17 protein-coding genes are annotated in these 17,798 nt (G+C 60.4%); all 17 read left to right on the forward strand.

The annotated features are described in order from the left end of the window. The coding region (locus NUW23_00795; GenBank protein ID MCR4424717.1) for an L-threonylcarbamoyladenylate synthase at positions 1–936 on the forward strand (936 nt) is incomplete at its 5' end. Between the two features lie 40 nt (positions 937–976). After that, complete coding sequence (locus NUW23_00800) at positions 977–1,435, forward strand: low molecular weight protein arginine phosphatase (GenBank protein ID MCR4424718.1); 459 nt, start codon at positions 977–979, stop codon at positions 1,433–1,435. Then, positions 1,432–1,884, forward strand: coding sequence for a ribose 5-phosphate isomerase B (rpiB, locus tag NUW23_00805; protein ID MCR4424719.1), 453 nt, complete (start codon positions 1,432–1,434; stop codon positions 1,882–1,884). The genes NUW23_00800 and rpiB overlap by 4 nt, the downstream gene beginning before the upstream one ends. Then, on the forward strand, positions 1,884–2,516 hold the full coding sequence (gene upp, locus NUW23_00810; protein MCR4424720.1) for a uracil phosphoribosyltransferase: 633 nt from the start codon (positions 1,884–1,886) through the stop codon (positions 2,514–2,516). The genes rpiB and upp overlap by 1 nt, the downstream gene beginning before the upstream one ends. Before the next feature lie 11 nt (positions 2,517–2,527). After that, complete coding sequence (locus NUW23_00815; protein MCR4424721.1) at positions 2,528–3,019, forward strand: dCMP deaminase family protein; 492 nt, start codon at positions 2,528–2,530, stop codon at positions 3,017–3,019. A gap of 43 nt (positions 3,020–3,062) precedes the next feature. Beyond that, entirely contained in the window at positions 3,063–4,100 is a 1,038-nt protein-coding gene (locus NUW23_00820; GenBank protein MCR4424722.1) for an undecaprenyl/decaprenyl-phosphate alpha-N-acetylglucosaminyl 1-phosphate transferase, read from the forward strand. Between the two features lies 1 nt (position 4,101). Next, positions 4,102–5,253, forward strand: a complete 1,152-nt coding sequence (gene wecB / locus NUW23_00825; GenBank protein MCR4424723.1) for a UDP-N-acetylglucosamine 2-epimerase (non-hydrolyzing) — start codon at positions 4,102–4,104, stop codon at positions 5,251–5,253. A gap of 115 nt (positions 5,254–5,368) precedes the next feature. Beyond that, on the forward strand, positions 5,369–6,646 hold the full coding sequence (gene murA / locus NUW23_00830) for a UDP-N-acetylglucosamine 1-carboxyvinyltransferase (GenBank protein MCR4424724.1): 1,278 nt from the start codon (positions 5,369–5,371) through the stop codon (positions 6,644–6,646). A 146-nt stretch (positions 6,647–6,792) separates the two neighbouring features. Then, entirely contained in the window at positions 6,793–7,761 is a 969-nt protein-coding gene (gene spoIID, locus NUW23_00835; protein ID MCR4424725.1) for a stage II sporulation protein D, read from the forward strand. 62 nt (positions 7,762–7,823) lie between these two features. Then, complete coding sequence (locus NUW23_00840; protein MCR4424726.1) at positions 7,824–8,519, forward strand: M23 family metallopeptidase; 696 nt, start codon at positions 7,824–7,826, stop codon at positions 8,517–8,519. Between the two features lie 67 nt (positions 8,520–8,586). Then, positions 8,587–8,841 carry a sporulation transcriptional regulator SpoIIID gene (gene spoIIID, locus NUW23_00845; GenBank protein ID MCR4424727.1) on the forward strand — a complete coding sequence of 85 codons (255 nt, stop codon included), beginning with the start codon at positions 8,587–8,589 and terminating at the stop codon, positions 8,839–8,841. 101 nt (positions 8,842–8,942) lie between these two features. Then, positions 8,943–9,980, forward strand: coding sequence for a rod shape-determining protein (locus tag NUW23_00850; GenBank protein MCR4424728.1), 1,038 nt, complete (start codon positions 8,943–8,945; stop codon positions 9,978–9,980). Positions 9,981–10,050: 70 nt separating this feature from the next. Beyond that, the gene (locus NUW23_00855) at positions 10,051–11,850 is read left to right on the forward strand and encodes a hypothetical protein (GenBank protein MCR4424729.1); all 1,800 of its coding nucleotides are present in this window, start codon (positions 10,051–10,053) and stop codon (positions 11,848–11,850) included. A 179-nt stretch (positions 11,851–12,029) separates the two neighbouring features. Further along, entirely contained in the window at positions 12,030–14,240 is a 2,211-nt protein-coding gene (locus NUW23_00860) for a translocation/assembly module TamB (GenBank protein MCR4424730.1), read from the forward strand. Between the two features lie 80 nt (positions 14,241–14,320). Further along, positions 14,321–16,057, forward strand: a complete 1,737-nt coding sequence (locus NUW23_00865; GenBank protein MCR4424731.1) for a BamA/TamA family outer membrane protein — start codon at positions 14,321–14,323, stop codon at positions 16,055–16,057. Between the two features lie 98 nt (positions 16,058–16,155). Further along, a complete protein-coding gene (locus NUW23_00870) occupies positions 16,156–16,608 on the forward strand; it encodes an OmpH family outer membrane protein (protein ID MCR4424732.1) in 453 nt (150 codons plus the stop codon). 264 nt (positions 16,609–16,872) lie between these two features. Next, positions 16,873–17,622, forward strand: a complete 750-nt coding sequence (locus NUW23_00875; protein MCR4424733.1) for a hypothetical protein — start codon at positions 16,873–16,875, stop codon at positions 17,620–17,622. Positions 17,623–17,798: the final 176 nt, after the last annotated feature.

Consider the following 17,798-nt stretch of genomic DNA (forward strand, 5'->3'; position numbering starts at 1 on the left):
GCCGGGATCTTCAGGGCGAAGGGAAGGCCCATGGACAACCCGCTGATAGTCCACATCTCCAGACTCGCACAGCTTCCTCCACTGGTCTCCACGACCACTCCGGAAGCGTTCGCGTTCGCCCAGGCGTTCTGGCCAGGCCCTCTCACGATGGTGCTGCCGGGGTCTGGCGCTGTTCCTAATGAGGTCACCGCCGGGCTAGATACGGTTGCCGTGCGCATGCCCTCCCATCCGGTCGCCCTTGCCTTGATCGAGGCGGCGGGGATTCCCGTGGCTGCTCCAAGTGCAAACGTCTCCGGTCGCCCGAGTCCCACCACCGCGGCTCACGTCCTGTCAGACCTCGGAGGCAGAATACAAATGGTTGTAGATGGAGGGCCGGCGGGCATAGGGGTCGAATCCACTGTTGTGGACATGACCTCCGATCCGCCGTTGGTGTTGAGGCCTGGAGGCGCGACTATCGAGGCCCTTCGCACGGTCGTTCCCCGGATCGAGGTGGCTTCAGACCGCGGGCAGCAGGCATGTGAACCGCCCAGATCTCCAGGCATGAAGTACCGCCACTACGCCCCCAAGGCAGACCTGTGGCTGTTCATCGGCGAGCATGCCTGGCAGGTGCGGGTGATTGGCGAGCGCGTGGCGGCTGAGACAGCGGCAGGGCGGAGAGTGGGTCTGCTCATTTCCGCGGAGACCGCTCGCGAACTGAAGGACCGCTGTGCGGGGAGCCCGGCTGGTGCCGTCAGCGTTGTGGTTGGATCCCGAGAGGACCTGCCTGGCATCGCGTCGGTCCTCTTTGACTGCATGAGACAGATCGACTGCGCGTCAGTTGACGTGATACTTGCCGAGTCGTATGCCACCACTGGGATGGGCCTCGCTGTCATGAACCGTCTCATGCGGGCGGCAGGAGGCCGGATAATTCAATCTCTCGAACCCGACAGGAAATAGTCGGGTAGTAGCGAAGTCTTGAGGTCAGCAGGTGAGAGCCATGGCCAAGACCGTCCTGATGGTATGCGCGGGGAATACCTGCAGAAGCCCGATGGCTGAGGTGCTTCTTCGCCGGTTGGTTGACGAGAGACTGCCCGAGACCGCTAAGGATGTCACGGTTGCTTCCGCGGGCCTTTCTGGGTGTGACGGCTGTCCGGCGAACCCTAACGCGGTTTCGGCCGTAGCCGAATTGGGCCTGGATCTATCCGGACATGTCGCACGACGACTCACTAAGAAGATGATCGATGGTGCAGACCTCATTCTCACCATGCAGGCTTGTCAGGTCCCTTTGGTTCTTGAGATCGATCCGTCCGCCGCGAATAAGACTCGCCCAATTGGCGATTCCGACATAGGTGACCCAATAGGGGGATCGATAGACGACTACAGGCGCACGCGGGACCAAATCCGCTCCGCTCTCGAGGGTGTCCTGGATCTGCTGCAGACTGGAGGAACATCATGAGAATCGCGATAGGATCGGATCACGCGGGATTTTACGCGAAGACCCAGCTCTTCGCCAGGCTCCGAGAGGAAGGGCATGTTCTCGAGGATTTCGGAGCATACGGGACTGACCCAGTCGACTATCCTGATATCGCACGGGCTGTCGGTGAGGCTGTCGCGTCAGGCGGGTACGATCGTGGGATCCTGATATGCGGGACTGGAATCGGGATGTCGATTGCGGCCAACAAGGTCCCCGGTGTGAGGGCCGCCCTGTGCCATGACGAGTACACTGCAAGAATGTCTCGGCAACACAATGACGCCAACGTCCTTGCAATCGGGTCCAGGATCCATGCAACCGAGGCGATAGTGCGCATTGTCAGCGTATGGCTGGCCACGGAGTTTGGCCAAGGTCGTCACGCGGAGCGTGTTGACAAGATAGGACAGATAGAACGAAGTCACCGGGGGTGCTGATTTTGGCACAGGTCCACGTTATAGACCACCCATTGATCCAGCACAAGATAACGCTTATTCGCGACAAGAACACCGGGCCGAAGGACTTCCGCGAGCTAGTCTCTGAAGTAGCAATGCTCATGGCGTACGAGGTCACACGCAACATGCCGGTCGAGTCCATAACGGTGGAGACCCCCATAGGGCCTGCAGTCGGCTGGCAACTTGCCGGCAAGAAGGTCGGTGTAGTGGCTATTCTTAGGGCCGGCCTCGGAATGGTGGACGGAGTCCTGAACCTCATACCCGTCGCAAAGGTCGGGCACATCGGCCTCTACCGGGATCCTGACACCCTTAAACCCGTCGAGTACTACTGCAAGCTCCCTCCTGACGTGGCTGATCGTGAGCTGATCCTCCTCGACCCAATGCTCGCAACGGGCGGCTCGGCCTGCGCGGCGATTCAATTCGCCAAGGACCGTGGTGCCACGAACATCAAGTTGGTCTGCCTCATAGCCGCGCCAGAGGGTATTAAGCTGGTGCAGGAGACACATCCGGATGCCGAGATCTACGTGGCAGCCATCGACGAGAGGTTGAACTCCCACGGCTATATAGTGCCCGGTCTGGGGGACGCCGGTGACAGACTGTTCGGAACAAAGTGAGGCGGGGCGCGTTGGCTGAGGTGGACGAACCATCGGGCCTCTTCAGGCCGGCTTGGGACGACTATTTCATGGAGATCGCCAGGGTTGTGGCGAAGAGGTCCACGTGCCTGAGAAGGCAAGTGGGCGCGGTGGCGGTCAGAGACCGACAGATACTCGCCACGGGGTACAACGGAGCACCGTCCTCGCTGAAGCACTGTTCGGAAGTGGGGTGCGTCAGGACGACGCTCGGGGTCCCCGCAGGGGAGCGGCACGAGCTGTGCCGAGGACTACACGCAGAGCAGAACGTTATCATCCAGGCCGCCCTCCACGGAGTGGCGATCGCCCATGCGACGGTCTACTGCACCCACCAGCCGTGCGTTGTATGTGCGAAGATGCTAATCAACGCGGGAGTGTCGAAGGTGGTGTTCGGTGGCGAGTACCCTGACGAAATGGCGTATGGTCTGCTGAAGGAGGCGAAAGTTGAGGTAGTCCGGGCCCTTGACAGGCATGAAAACCAGTACTAAGATGGGTGGAGGTGCCATCCTGCTGGTATAGGGGTGCGTTGACGTGTCCAAATACCTCGTTGTCGCGATCTTCGCGGCCGTCGTGTCATGGGTTCTCACCCCGTTGGTGAAGGTGTTTGCGGTCAAGCACGGGATAGTGGATCGCCCGAGAGAACGCCGAATCCACACTCAGCCCGTGCCTCTGCTCGGGGGATTCGCGATGTACGCGGCTTTCGCTGCGGCGGCTCTCGTCTTCCTCAAGCCTGACCGGAACGTCGTTGGTCTGCTGACCGGGGGCGCCATCATCCTGGGAGTAGGTATCATTGATGACATTTACGAGCTCAAGCCCCTCGTCAAGCTCATGGGCCAGGTTGTCGCGGCCATGGTCCTGGTGGCTTTCGGCGTTGAGATCGAGTTTGTGACCAACCCCTATGGGGGCATGATATACCTCGGCAGCCTAGCTGCTCCCCTCACCATATTGTGGGTCGTGGCTTTTGTAAACGTCGTGAACTTCATTGATGGCCTCGACGGATTGGCCGCGGGAGTCTCAGCTATTGCTGCGCTCACAATGGCCTTCGTTGCGGCGGAGAAAGGCCAGGCTTCCATAGCTCTGATGGCCATTGCGGTGGCGGGAGCCGCAGCGGGCTTTCTTCCTCACAACTTCAACCCTGCCAGCATATTCATGGGCGACGCCGGCGCGATGTTCCTCGGGTTCTCGATTGCCGGAGTCTCCGCAATGGGCGCTCTGAAAAGGCCTGCGACCTTAGCATTGGTAATTCCTGTCCTGGTACTCGGGGTCCCGATTCTTGACACTGCGTTTGCGATTCTGCGGCGTCTTCAAAAGAGGGCGCCAGTTTCTGTGGGGGACCGCGACCACGTTCACCACAGATTGCTTGCACGTGGGATGAACCAGAGGCAAGCGGTTTTCACTATCTATGTGGTCAGTGTGCTCCTGGCGGCTGCGGCGTGCGGCATCGCCGTAATGGACCCCAGGCTCGGAATAGGAGGGGTCGTGACCGTGTTCGGTGCACTGATCTTCGTAGGTGAGAGATCCGGGATCCTGAGGACGGGGCCGAGGCACGGGCACAAGGTTGGGCGCTGAGATGCTCAAGGTCCTCTCGGTCTTCGGGACGAGGCCGGACACGATCAAACTGGCTCCCGTCGTCCTGGAACTCTCGCGGTATCCAGGGCAGATCAAGTCCGTGACTGTCGGGACTGCCCAGCATCGCGAGATGATGGACCAGGTCCTTTCGGTATTTGGCATCACGCCCGACTACGATCTGGGCATAATGAAAGACGACCAGACCCTGTTCGACATTGCAGAGAGGGGGCTTTCGGGCCTTCGGGAAGTGATCGAGGCTGAGCAACCCGACATCACGCTCGTCCACGGGGACACCTCCACAGCTTTCACAGGTGCCCTCGCTTCGTTTTACAGCAGGGTCCAAGTGGCCCATGTCGAGGCGGGACTGCGCACCTACCGGAAGTACGATCCCTACCCGGAGGAAATGAACCGAAGGCTCATCGGCGTGTTGTCCGACATCCATTTCGCGCCTACAGTCGAGCACCGGAACAACCTGTTGAAGGAGAACGTCCCCAGAGAGCGGATATACGTAACCGGAAATACCGTGGTTGATGCGGCCTTGAAGATTGCCGCGGAGCGCACCGGTTTCGACGACCCCGCTTTGGCCGGTCTCGACTTGGCAGATCACAGGCTCATCTTGGTCACTGCGCACAGGCGCGAGAATATCGGTGAGCCCATGCGCCAGATCTGTGCAGCGATCAGGGACGTCCTGTCGAGGTTTACTGACACTGTTGTAGTTCTGCCGGTGCACCCGAACCCGAGGGTCCGGAGCACGATCCTTGCAGAGTTGTCCGGAGTGGATAGATGCCACCTGGTGCCGCCGGTCTCCTATCCGGACATGGTGGGGCTGCTGAAGGCCTGCTATATGGTGATGACCGACTCGGGGGGTCTTCAGGAAGAAGCTCCCGCATTTGGGAAGCCTGTCCTGGTACTCCGGCGCACAACGGAAAGGCCAGAAGGACTCGTGACTGGGACTCTACGCCTGGCGGGAATCACGAGACACGGTGTATTGGAGGAAGCAGGGATTCTGCTCACAGATGCCGAAGCATACAACCATATGGCCTGCGCACGTAACCCTTATGGGGACGGTCACGCGTCCGCCCGGATCGTTGCGGGAATTCTTCATCATTTCGGGCTCACAAGTGAGCGCCCGCATGACTTCACTTACGAGTGACTCCCCGGAAAACCCTGGGGGCTCGGCAGATGTTACTAGTTGTATGCCGGGCTGAGCTGGTGATACACTACCTTCAGGAGCATGTCGTTTGCGGCTGCGCGATGGGGGGAGTAGCGTGGAATCACTGGTGATCAGGGGTGGACAACCCCTTCACGGCAGGGTGCGCGTGGGAGGAGCGAAGAACGCTTCTCTTCCAGTGATAGCAGCATCTCTCCTGGCTCCCGGGCTTTCGAGAATTGAGGATGTCCCAGATCTGCGGGATGTCGACACCATGTGTGGGGTTCTTTCCGCCCTAGGTGCCCGGACATCGAGGACGGGCAACACGGTGGCTGTCGACGCATCTGATGTGTCTTCCGCAGAATCGCCATACGATCTAGTTCGCGCCATGCGCGCTTCTTTTCTTGTGATGGGCCCGCTTCTCGCCCGAACCGGCAGGGTGAAGATTTCCCTGCCCGGCGGATGCGCCATCGGCTCCCGCCCCATAGACCTTCACCTTAAGGGGTTTGCAGCACTCGGCGCCCAGATAGATATGTCCTTCGGGCAGATTGAGGCACACGCGCGATCACTCTCTGGGGCCCGGGTGTATTTGGATTTCCCGAGTGTCGGAGCAACAGAGAACATAATGATGGCTGCGGTCCTCGCGTCCGGAGTTACTACAATCGAGAACGCGGCCCAAGAGCCCGAAGTCGTTGACTTGGCCAACTTCCTGAATTCCATGGGCGCCAAGGTTCGGGGAGCAGGAACCACAGTCCTCAAGATCGAGGGCGTTGAGGGCCTGTCCCCAACCAACCACATGGTCATACCTGATCGCATTGAGGCGGCCACGTTCATGGTGGCGGCGGCAATAACTCGTGGGTCGCTCGCAGTGGACAATGTGGTCATAGAACACCTGAAACCCATCGCAGCCAAACTCCGGGAGGCGGGAGCGGAGGTCCTAGAGGACCCTGAAGGAACGGTGCAGGTGACAGCGGACCGCAGGCTCACCGGCGTGGACGTGAAGACAATGCCCTACCCGGGCTTCCCCACAGACGCTCAGGCTCAGTTCATGTCCTTGATGTCTCTGTGCGAAGGGTCTTCAGTCATCACGGAGACGGTGTTTGAGAACAGGTTCATGCACGTCCCAGAGCTTGTAAGGATGGGCGCGAAGATCAAGATCGACGGGAGGTCCGCTCTCATTGACGGTCAGACGTCCCTGAGCGGGGCGCAGGTCAGGTGCACGGACCTCCGGGCAGGAGCAGCGCTCGTTCTTGCGGGCCTTGCAGCAGACGGGGAGACTGAGATCTCTGATGTCTTTCACTTGGATCGCGGATACGAGAGGATTGAGGTGAGACTGGCAGCTGCAGGCGCGGACGTCCGACGTGTGTCGGCCGGGGATGTCGCGAGGGCAGTCTAATTCACGAGCTGACCCACGGAGACAATCCACTTGAGACACCCAGCCTGGGGTGTCTTTTCGGTTTTCTCAGGCCTACCTCCCGTTCTACCGGGCTGACCTCAGAATACACTGTACAAGACCCTGCAGGCGGTCGGGGAGGTATGGACGTGGTAAGAGTCGTGGGTGTAGTGGCGCTATTGTGTGCTTTCGCGATTGTTGGGATCCCCAGTGCGATAGCATTCCTGATCGGAAGGCAACTTGCGGTGGAACAGCCTGGGGAGATCCTCGTCTCAATGCTCGACCAGGCAACGGGGGAACTAGTCAGGATGGCATTGGAAGACTACCTGGTCGGAGTGGTGGCCGCGGAGATGCCCGCAGCTTTCGAGATCGAGGCGTTGAAAGCTCAGGCCGTCGCAGCCAGGACCTATACTCTGAAGAAGATTACGGCGAACAGACGAGATCCGAGCCCCGCACACCCCGGCGCAGATGTCTGCACAGATGCCGCGCACTGTCAGGCGTGGAGTTCGCGCGAGGACCTAATGGCAAGGTGGGGGCTGGCAGGCTACATAGGAAACATCCGAAAGATCGTGGGAGCAGTCGAGGCCACATCCGGCCTGGTCATGACCTATGAGGGGGAGCTCATTGACGCGGTGTATCACGCATCGTGCGGTGGTGCCACTGAGGATGCCGCCAACGTCTGGGGTCGCCCCATCCCATATCTTGTCTCTGTCAAGTGCGACTATGAGCGGCCCGAACGGACCTTTCGCGAGACCATATCGGTGACTCCGGCGGAGCTCCTGGCCGCACTCGGGCTTCAGAACTACACTCTTCCAGCTACAGCTTCGGGGGTCCAAATACCAGCCATGACCCCCACCGCACGGGCGAAGACTGTGTCAGTCTTTGGGCTGTCCGTACCTGCCACAGAACTCAGGCGGGCTCTCGGCCTCAAATCCACCAGAATGAGCGTGTCTGCCCGTTCCGGCAAGATCGAGTTCACCACCTCCGGATATGGCCATGGAGTCGGACTGTGCCAGTACGGTGCAGACGGCATGGCAAGACAGGGTGCCACCTTCGACCAGATACTCAAGCACTACTATACCGGCGTTCAGATCCAGAGAATCAGCCCTGAGCGGTAGAACAGGAAGACGCTGCATACCCAGGGAAGCCCCGGGGAACACTCTAACCCCGGGGTGATTTCATGCGCAGGGTCAAGTTCCAGCTCAGGCTCGGCTGGTTGACACCGGGAACTCGAGGCTTCAAGGCAGCGATGGCCCTCGTGATTGTCGCCGCATCGTTCTCCGCAGGGTTTTACATGGCTGTCGTCCGAGGGGCGACCCGTGGCTCTTACCCCATGCAGGTGCAGGCTGGTGTACCGTCTTTGACCCTCCGGAGTTCTCCGTTGGAGAGCTCATCGAACGAGCTGGGCGGGAAGTCTGAGGCCCCGGCCTCTCAAGACGGGGGATCCAGTCTGGCAGCTGAGAACAAGACTGCCCCTGTCCCTGAGGAGATGCAGTTGCCCGTAAGAGGCAAGGTCGTGGGGGAGTACGGGTGGCGGCGTGATCCAGTCTACGCCGACTGGAGGTTTAACCCGGGAGTTGAGATTGCCTGCCCGCCGGGGTCCACCGTCCGGGCAGCACTCTCCGGGAAGGTGACTGGCATTCAAAGAGGCGCGCAAGTGGGTGTCGCGGTGACGATTAGGCACGCAGGTGGCCTCGAGACCCGGTATGACAACCTGACTTCGGCTTGGGTCCGGGAAGGAGATGAAGTGTCTCAGGGAGACCCCATTGGAGAAGTCGGACCAGTGGGGAGCGCGGGCGGATCTGTCCTTCTCTTCCAGGTCCTGAGCTTCGGAGAGGTGAGAGACCCCATAGGCTGCGTAGGCCAGCGGTTCTAGCCATAGCATATTCCCCGCCTGTACGAATATAGATCTAGCAAACGACAGGGGGGAGGCCGGACGCTGGATGAGGGAGTACATTCGCCGGCGCGTGCTTGAGATAACTGATCACATCATCCAAACCAGAGCGACGGTACGTCAGACAGCGCGCCTGTTCAATGTGAGCAAGAGCACCGTTCACAAGGATGTCACAGAGAGGCTTCCCTCAATAAACAAGCAGCTTGCGCGGAAAATTAAGAAGATTTTGGATCAGAATAAGGCCGAGCGACACATCAGGGGTGGGGAGGCCACGCGGAAGAAGTACCGAACGACCTCGGGGTAGAGGGAATGGTTCCTCTTTATAGAAACAACACGAGACTGTTCTTGGGAAGACCGGCATCGATTGGAGTTGGCCGGTCGCTCCTGTTGCCTGGGGGGCTACGCATGTTCTGGTCCGGCCTGGACATAGGAATCGACCTTGGAACCGCAAGTGTCCTGGTCTATGTGCGCGGCCGCGGGATCGTGCTCCGCGAGACGTCTGTGGTGGCTTTCGATGAGGAGACCGGACGTGTGGTCGCCGTTGGTGATCAGGCGAGGGACATGATCGGAAGGAACCCTTCGTGCTACAGAGTGGTCCGACCCATGAAGGACGGTGTCATTGCTGACTATGACGTGACACTGACTATGCTGCGCTACCTGATCAGCCGGGTGGCGGGGAAGCGCCCGCTGCTAAGACCGAGGGTAGCAGTATGCGTGCCGGCACGGGTCACCAGTGTGGAGCGGCGAGCCGTTCTTGAGGCCACAGTCGAGGCAGGCGCGAAGCAGACGTTTCTCATCGAGGAGCCCATGGCGGCCGCGATAGGGGCCGGTCTTGACGTATCCGGTCCGGTAGGAAACATAATCGTGGATGTCGGGGGAGGGACCACCGACATCGCAGTGATCTCTCTTGGAGGACTTGTAGTGTGTGATTCACTCCGGGTCGGGGGCGACAAGTGCGACGACGCCATCATCAGGTTCGTACGCAAGGAACACAACCTGATGATCGGCGACCGGACCGCCGAGGAGATCAAGATCAGGATAGGAGCCGCGATTCCTGGCATCTGCGACCTGTGGATGGAGGTGCGCGGACGCGACCTTGTGACGGGTCTGCCAAGGGTGGTCACTATTACATCGGACGATGTGGCGGCCGCCCTCGCCGAGCCGATCGGGGCGATGGTGGAAGGCGTCAGGGGCGTCCTGGAGCGCACTCCTCCGGAGCTTTCGGTGGATATCGCGGATCGAGGTATCGTCCTGACCGGTGGAGGATCGCTTCTTAAAGGGTTCGATCGACTTCTCAGCGATGAGACCGGAGTGCCGGCCTGCGTCGCGGAGGACCCCATCACGTGTGTAGTGCGTGGAACCGGTAAGTTCCTCGAAGGCCTTGAGGGAATGCGCGGGCGTGCAGTGAGGGAAGGGATGGTGGTGGCGAGCAGATCCGTGTAACATGCAGGAGAACGCGCCCCGCGGGCGAATTCCCTGCTATCTGGATCCCGAATGAGAGGAGAGTTTCCCTGTGCTGTCAAGGTACCCCACTCGCACTGCACGTCGACTAGTTCCCGCGCTTCTGCTCGCGGTTGTGCTCATCGTGATTCCCAGCCCCGCGCAGTCACCCGTGAGGTCCGCACCCGCTCAAGTTGCCACTCTTCCTGTGTCTGAACTCTCAAAGGGCATGACCGGAATCGGCCGCACCGTTTTCGCCGGCACGACTCCGGAGGATTTCAACGTGGAGATACTCGGAGTGCTCACCGGCGCTGGGTACCTTGGGGACCTCATCCTCATCCGGGTGTCAGGCCCTGCAATCGAGAGAGCTGGCGGGATTGCCGCCGGGATGAGCGGCAGTCCGGTCTATATCGGCGGCAAACTCGTAGGAGCTATTGCATACGTATTCCCCGGGAGCGACCACTTCGTAGGGATGGTAACTCCCATAGCCGACATGATGAGAGTCCTCAGTTACCCCGAACGCGTCCAGACGGTATCGAGACTCCCGGCCGGGGCAGCCGCGGCCACGCCGGTCTTGGTTTCCGGTGTGTTCGGAAGAGCATACACCCGGCTGGAGGCATCCCTCGCTTCCCTTGGGCTCAAGGCGGTGCCGGCCGGGGGAGGGGCGCCCTCGGTATCGGCGAAGGTGGCTTCGGGTCCATTGGTTCCTGGATCATCCATAGGTGTGCAGCTCGCCCGGGGCGACATAGAGCTGACCGCCGTCGGTACTGTGACCTACGTCGACGGGGGAAGGTTCCTCGCTTTCGGACACCCGTTCCTCGGCACCGGGCAGGTGGAACTGTTCGCGTGCAGCGCCTACGTTCACGGGACAATCAAGTCTGACAATACGCCGTTTAAGATGGCCACTCCGGGCCAGCCTGTAGGCACAGTCACTCAGGACAGGTTGAACGCAATTGCTGGAAGGTTCGGCAAGGACACCGCTGCCATTCCAGCGACAGTGCAGGTCATCGACAGCGAAACCGGCAGGGAGAAGAAAGTCTCGACACTGATTGCACCTGAAGAGAGCCTGATTGCCGACATCTTCGGCGCAGCCGCCCTTGCTGCACTGGACGGGTCGATAGAGCGCATAGGACCGGGGACCGCGACGACGTCGCTCAAGATCGATCTGTCCGGACGGCCCAGTTTCGAGCGGTCCAATGTCTTCTTCAGCAGGCGAGATGTCTCAGCGGCAAGTGTCTGGGAGTCTATCGGAATCATTGCCGTAATCTCCGAGAATGCGTCCGAACGAGCGCGGATCGACAAGGTCCATCTCACTGTGGAAGTCGAGCCTGCCCGCAAGACCGCCTTGATCGAACAGGCACGGGTCGTGCAAGAATCGGTGAAACCGGGAGAACCTGTCGATGTCGAGGTGACGCTCCGTACCTACAGGGGAGCGCGAGTCACCAAGGTTCTGCGGCTGGATGTGCCTGCCGACGTCCCCGGTGGGGAGTTGTCCTTGTGCGTCCGCGGCGGGGGATTCTTCCTCGACGATGAAGGTCTCAAGCCCGGAGCCATGGGGTTCGAGGAACTCATATACATGGACCTCGATGACCTTTTCGAGGAGCTTTCAGCGCGCGACTGCAACAACGAACTCGTGGTTGAGCTAGAACCTTACCTTGCCGAGGAGCCAGATATCAAGCCTCAGGAACCTCAGGCACGCCGGGACGGCCAGGCACAAAGGAGCCCGAAAGAGGCCGCACCGCCGGAGCATGGCTCGGAGCCTGCCGCCCCCGAGTGCCCCAAGGCCAAAGCCGTCACAGACTGGGTAATCGAAGGGATCAAGTGGGTCACCGTGAACATCGAGGCTCCTGAAGACGACTATTCGCCCGTCTAGGGGCATCCGTCAACGTCTGCTCCCCGCCGCCTGCGGGGCACATTGCAGGAGGCGGGGAGCGGCTTCGTGTACCCACTCGCTGCCGTTGTTCCCACCTCCTACCCTCCCTGGACGCTTTTCATTGCATGGTGCCGAAAGGATCGCTGGGCTCTTCGTAGAAATGTCGCGCGGTGAAGGTCATGAAACGCGCAGCTATAGCTGTATTGGGAATATGCGTTCTTCTGGCTCTGGCCGTGGCGCTCTCGAATGATGTACTGATCGACCTCGGTCGCGGCTTCGTCGAGGCCGAACTCGGGCGTGTTCTCGGAGTCTCTGAAGTCCGGGTGGGTGGGGTCACTGCGTCAGGCCTGAGATCAGTCACGCTTTCGGACATATCGGCCGGACACGGCATACGGTTGGACCGGCTGACTCTGGAATACCGCTTTCGTGACCTTCTCAGCAAGAGAACAAGAGGCCTGGCCAGCATAACGCGGGTGGTGGCATCCGGCGTCCGGGTAGACTGGGGAATAGCCGCGGGCGAGCTATTCTCCGGCACCCAGGATTCCCCTGCAGAACGACGGGAGGACTTTCATTCGTTGAGGGAGGCCAACCGTTTTTCCGGCACCCTCACGGTACATGACGCGGCTATCGTGGTCCCGGCTCCTGAAGGAGGCGGCATGGTCACTCTGGCGGATCTACGTGCTGCTCCTTCCCTGCGGGAGAGCCGGTCCTCCGTCAGAGATTGGGCCATCTCCGCACGGTTCCTGGAGTACGCGCGGGCCGGCAGCGAGGACCTCGGTGTCAGAGAACTCATTCACCGGGCTGTAGATTTGGCACTGACAGATCTGACTGCGGTCCTCAGTCTGGACACTTCCACATACACTCTCGAAGTCCGTGATCTTGACGGGCAAGTGCTTGGCGGCCGGGTGGCGGGGTCGGTGTCCGTCACGCCACACGGTAGTGGGTACGGGGCCCACGGTGAGCTGCGCCTGTTCGGAATCGACCTCGGCGGCTCCGAAGTCGATTCCGCAGAGGCGACCTTCGACGCCAGAGAAGACAGGGTTGTGCTCTCCTCTGTGCGATTCACCGCGGCCGGAGTGGAGGCCGCCGGGGAAATCACCGTCGGGCCTGGGGGAGCGGTTGAAGCGTCAGGTTTGCTACAGAGGGGCGCACAGGTCGACGTCTCCCTCAACCCGGACGGCGGCAAGGCGTGGCGAGTCGGGTTTGTCTTCTCGGGGTCCGGTGGCCGGGGTGAGGCCGGGACCATTCTCGAGGGCGAACTGCAGGTAACCTCGGCCGAATTGGGCTCGGTGGTGTTTCCCGACACGGCCCTAGGGCTCACTGCCAGACTCGCCCCCACGGGGCTGGAAGTTGACCTGCAAGGTGACGGATATGGGCTGGAGGCTCTCTCCGCCGGTCTCGGAGCTCCGGGGATGGTCTCGGGCTGGGTGGATTGGAGCGCCCGCCTGCGGTTCCAGCCGCGTGAGGACCGGTGTGCGGGGCTGGAGTCATCCATCCGCGCGAGACTGGAAATCGCGGGCGGTACCATACGAGCGGCATTATGGCCCCAGGAGGTGACGGACCTTTCCGGGGAGATTGATGTCGGGGAGGACGGGGTCACGGTGCGCTCGCTCGCGGGGAACATCGGAGGTGGCCAGATCACTCTCATTGGGCCTCTGCGCAGACTCACAATCCTGGCCCAGAATGTGCGCCTGCATCACCAGTTTATCCACGGAACCGCCGACGCCAGGCTGGACCTGGCAGGGGTGACCGCACCCGGGGGCGACCGTCTACGGGTTGCGGGCAGTGTTGACCTGCGCCATTCCCAGGTGGACGTGACTGCTCTCGCAGCTTCCGGTGGCGGTGCCCTCCCTGACATGGATATCGACCTTGATGTGAGCATAGGAGAGGGCGTGCGCCTGGTAGGTGACGGGTTCTGGGCATCCATGAGACCTGGCCAAGTCAAGCTGGCTGGCGCCATGAGCAAGCCCCAGGTGACAGGAACGGTCGAGGTCGACGAGGGAGAAGTGACAGTGTACGGTGCCCCGTTCGAACTCGTACAGGGGTGGGTGGACTTCCCCGAAGACTCAGGAGTCAGGCCCGAACTCCACTTCGTTGCGCGCGACCACACCACGGGAAGTGATATAACGGCCACTGTGTCAGGAACACCCGGCGGGCCGGGCGGGAGGATGCGCATATCTCTAGAGTCAGACCCCCCGATGCGGGAGGATGACATAATGATGAAACTTATGGAGGCACGAATGCGTCTATTCCTTGTGGACAGCCTTGGACGGGTGATCGAATCCATCTCAGATTCTGACATCACACCCTCCCCATCCCGAGAGACCGTGAGGAAGGAAACCAGTACGGGGAGTAGAATAGAGATTCCGACCATCTATCCAAAACTCTGAGTCCGGCTACGTCCGGGCGCGCTATCCGGCCGTAGCCGATGCTTATGGGTGAACATTGCAAGACGTGGGAGGGGAGTCCTTTGATCCAAGCTCTTGCCAGGAGATCCGTGGGCGCGGTGCTGGCGGCCCTACTAGTGGTCCTGGCCTTCGCCGGCGTATCGAGCGCGGCCCCGGGAGTGATCGGAAAGGTGACCGCGATCGATGTAGATGGCAACCAGCGGATCGATTCCGAGACCATACTGGGCGCTGTGCCCATCAAAGTGGGAGACGATCTTACCGAGGACGCAATCAACCGTGCATTCACGGCCATCGATGCCCTAGGGTGGTTCTCAGACCTCGGCGCGAACACCGAGCCATATCTCGGCGGTGTCAAGCTCATCTTCATGGTCCGCGAGTTCCCGAATCTCCGATCGGTGTCCATAGCAGGGAACCAGCTCATTGGGACCGAGGAACTCCTGGGATTGATGGGCTCTAAGGTTAACACGCAGGTAAATGCGGCTACCGTCCGCAAGGACATCCAGGCTATCGGCAAGTATTATCAGGACAAGGGATACTGGGTCAGCATCGAACCTACTCTGTCAGACGCGGGTGACCTCACCATACACATTGTGGAGTGGACGGTCGCTGAGGTCCGGGTAAGCGGGAACGAGAAGACCAAGACGAAAGTGATCCAGCGCACAATCGAGACAAAGCCGGGTGAGCACATCAACGTCAACAAGATCAACAACGACCGTCGACGGATCTACATGTTGGGAGCGTTCGAGAACGTCGAGGCCAAGGTAGAGCCGATTCAGGGGAAGCACGAGTACTCGGTTGAGTTTGTGGTGACCGAACGCAAGACCGGAACCGCCAACTTGGGTGTAGCTTACAGCTCTGCTGACGGGTTCATAGGCTACGTCGAGATCGGCGACCAGAACTTCCTCGGGAACCTGCAGAGAGTCAACGTCAAGGCCGAATTCGGCGGGGGGAAGAGCAACTACCAGTTCGGGTTCTTCGAGCCGTGGGTCGGGTCCGGCAAGACCTCCATGGGCTTCAACGTCTACAGCCGGGCGACCGAGCAGAAACTCACTTTGGAGCCTACTGCGGAACTTGGTCAGTCTTCGGAGGACCCCTCTTCGGGTGAGCAGGTCAAGTACACTCAGCGCCGGAAAGGGGCGGACTTCACCATCGGCCGGACACTCTCCCTGAACACCAAGGCATTCCTCAAGCTCAAGCTGGAGAACACCATTAACACTGCTGCGGATCCAGCCTTCGAGGACCAGGTTCCTGAAGACGGCATCACACGCAGCCTTACCCTGTCGGCCGTGAACGACATGCGAGACGATCTCTGGAACCCCAGCTCAGGCCATAGGCTCTCCGGTTCTCTGGAGTATGCTGGTGGGATTCTGGGAGGAGACAACAACTTCACCAAGATCGAGGCTGAGGGTTCGAAGTATGTCCAGGTAGCTGACGGCCACATACTGGCAGCGCGGCTGGCTGCCGGGTACGGCTTCGGCGATCTCCCGGAGCAGGAGAAGTTTAAGCTGGGTGGAGCAGGGACGATTCGGGGCTACAAGTACGGGGATTTCCACGGGGACCGCATGGGCGTCCTCAATGCAGAGTACCGGTTCAGGATCGTCAAGAACCTTCAGGGCGTAGTCTTCTGCGACATCGGGCAAGCGTGGGAGCAAGGCTCCAGCTTCGAAATCGGGGACACCAAGGTCGGCTATGGTGCCGGCATCCGTGTGATGATACCCAATTTCGGCCTGCTGCGACTGGACTACGGTATCGGAGAAAACGGCGGACAGACCTACTTCAGTTTCGGGCAATCCTTCTAGCGCCTGTCCCTTCTGAGGGTGTATAATGGGTGAGGCGCCGCACCCTCGGCGCCTCACCCGTATGAGGTTGACATTCAACGACAGAAAGGATGACCCATATGTTGAAGGCTCTTCCCAAGTCTCTGGCAATCATACTGATTTCTTCCCTCGTGATCGGCGTCGGGGCAGGCCTTACCAACTTGGCCGTTTCCCGGGCCGCAGGCGAAGCAGCCGTGATAGGCAAGATCGACGGACCCAAGCTTAAGCAGGAGTTCCCAGCCATGAAGGCTGCCTGGGATGCCATCGCCAAGCAGAAGGCCGCTCTCGAGAAAGAACTCAACTCCAAGGCGGAAGGACAGGATGAGGAGACCAAGAAGCAGCTGCTCGACCAGTACAACACCAAGTACAACGAGTACGCCCGAACTCAGCTGGAGCCTGCGGCCAAGGCGCTCGAGAATGCCATTGCAGCCGCTGCCAAAGAGAAGGGTGTGAACGTGGTCATCGATACCAATGTCGTTCATCTCGGCGGGATCGACCTGACCGACCTGGTCATGAAGAAAGGCACGAAGTAGCGCCGGGTCTGACCATGACTTACACAGGGGGCGCGCTCCGCGTCCCCTTCTTTCTTCCACCCGTCACGTGCAGGTGATTTGAGACGTGCGTCGAAATCGGTGCGAGAGGTGAGGGTCACGATGACGGGTGTGGGGAGAGACTGCAGGCATAGGAGACCGGCACCGGCATTCTCCCGGACAGCCGTCATTGTGCTTGTCCTGCTGGCCGCGGGGGTGCTGACGTCAGCAATTTCACCCGCTGAGGCGTGTGTGGGTGCTCGAGCAATGGCAATGGGGGGCGCCTTCGTCGCGGTGGCCGATGACGTCTCCACGGTCTACTGGAATCCAGCGGGCGTATCCTTGCTTGAGCCAGCCCGAGCTGGATTCACGGTTACGCTGAACAATAGGTACTCTTACAACTACGATGCCTTCGCGGCCGTGGCGGGCCGCGTCTCTGACACCTGGGGTGTCGGGGTGAGCTGGGTACTGTCCACATTGGGCGCCGGCGGGAGTCTGGTGGCCCGAGATGACTGGGCGGTGGTTTCAATCGGGGGGGAGGTCGGGGGTGGCCTCTCGGCCGGGGGCAATTTCAGGCTGGAACGGCACGGGATAGAGGGAGGGTCCGGGCTGATTGCCCCATCCCTCGGAGTGAAGGTTGACATCGGAGTCCTCTATCAGTACAGGCCGTGGCTTTCCTTGGGCCTGTTGGTGCAAGATTTCTCCGCGGGCCCCGATGCCATCACAAACATCCGGCCCGGGCTGGCCGTGCGTCCCAACGACACCACAGTAATTGCCCTGGACGCCTACGATCTTGCAGAGACTGGGAACCGAGTCACCGGGCGGTTCGGCGTGGAGAAGTGGGTCACTGACGGCTTGGCAATCAGGGCAGGGTATTATGGGTTTCGCCTCTTCGACACCCCCGGAGCGGTCACCGGCGGGCTGGGGCTCAAAGTCGGCCGGGTCTCCTTGGACTACGCTTTCCTGGGAGGGAGATTGGGCAACACCCACCAGCTCGGGCTGGAAGTCGCGTTTTAGCGAGGTAAGTGCGGTATGCGGATTCTCGACAGATACCTCGTCCGGGAGTTCCTGGGCCCTTTCTTCCTCGCAATATCTGCCTTTGTCATCATCATGCTCAGCGGTCAGCTCTTCTGGCTAATGGATCTCATCATCATCAAGAGGATCGCAGTCCTTGTAGTGGTGAGGATGCTTCT

Source organism: Bacillota bacterium (genome assembly GCA_024655925.1).
Classification (GTDB): Bacteria; Bacillota; DTU025; order DTU025; family JANLFS01; genus JANLFS01.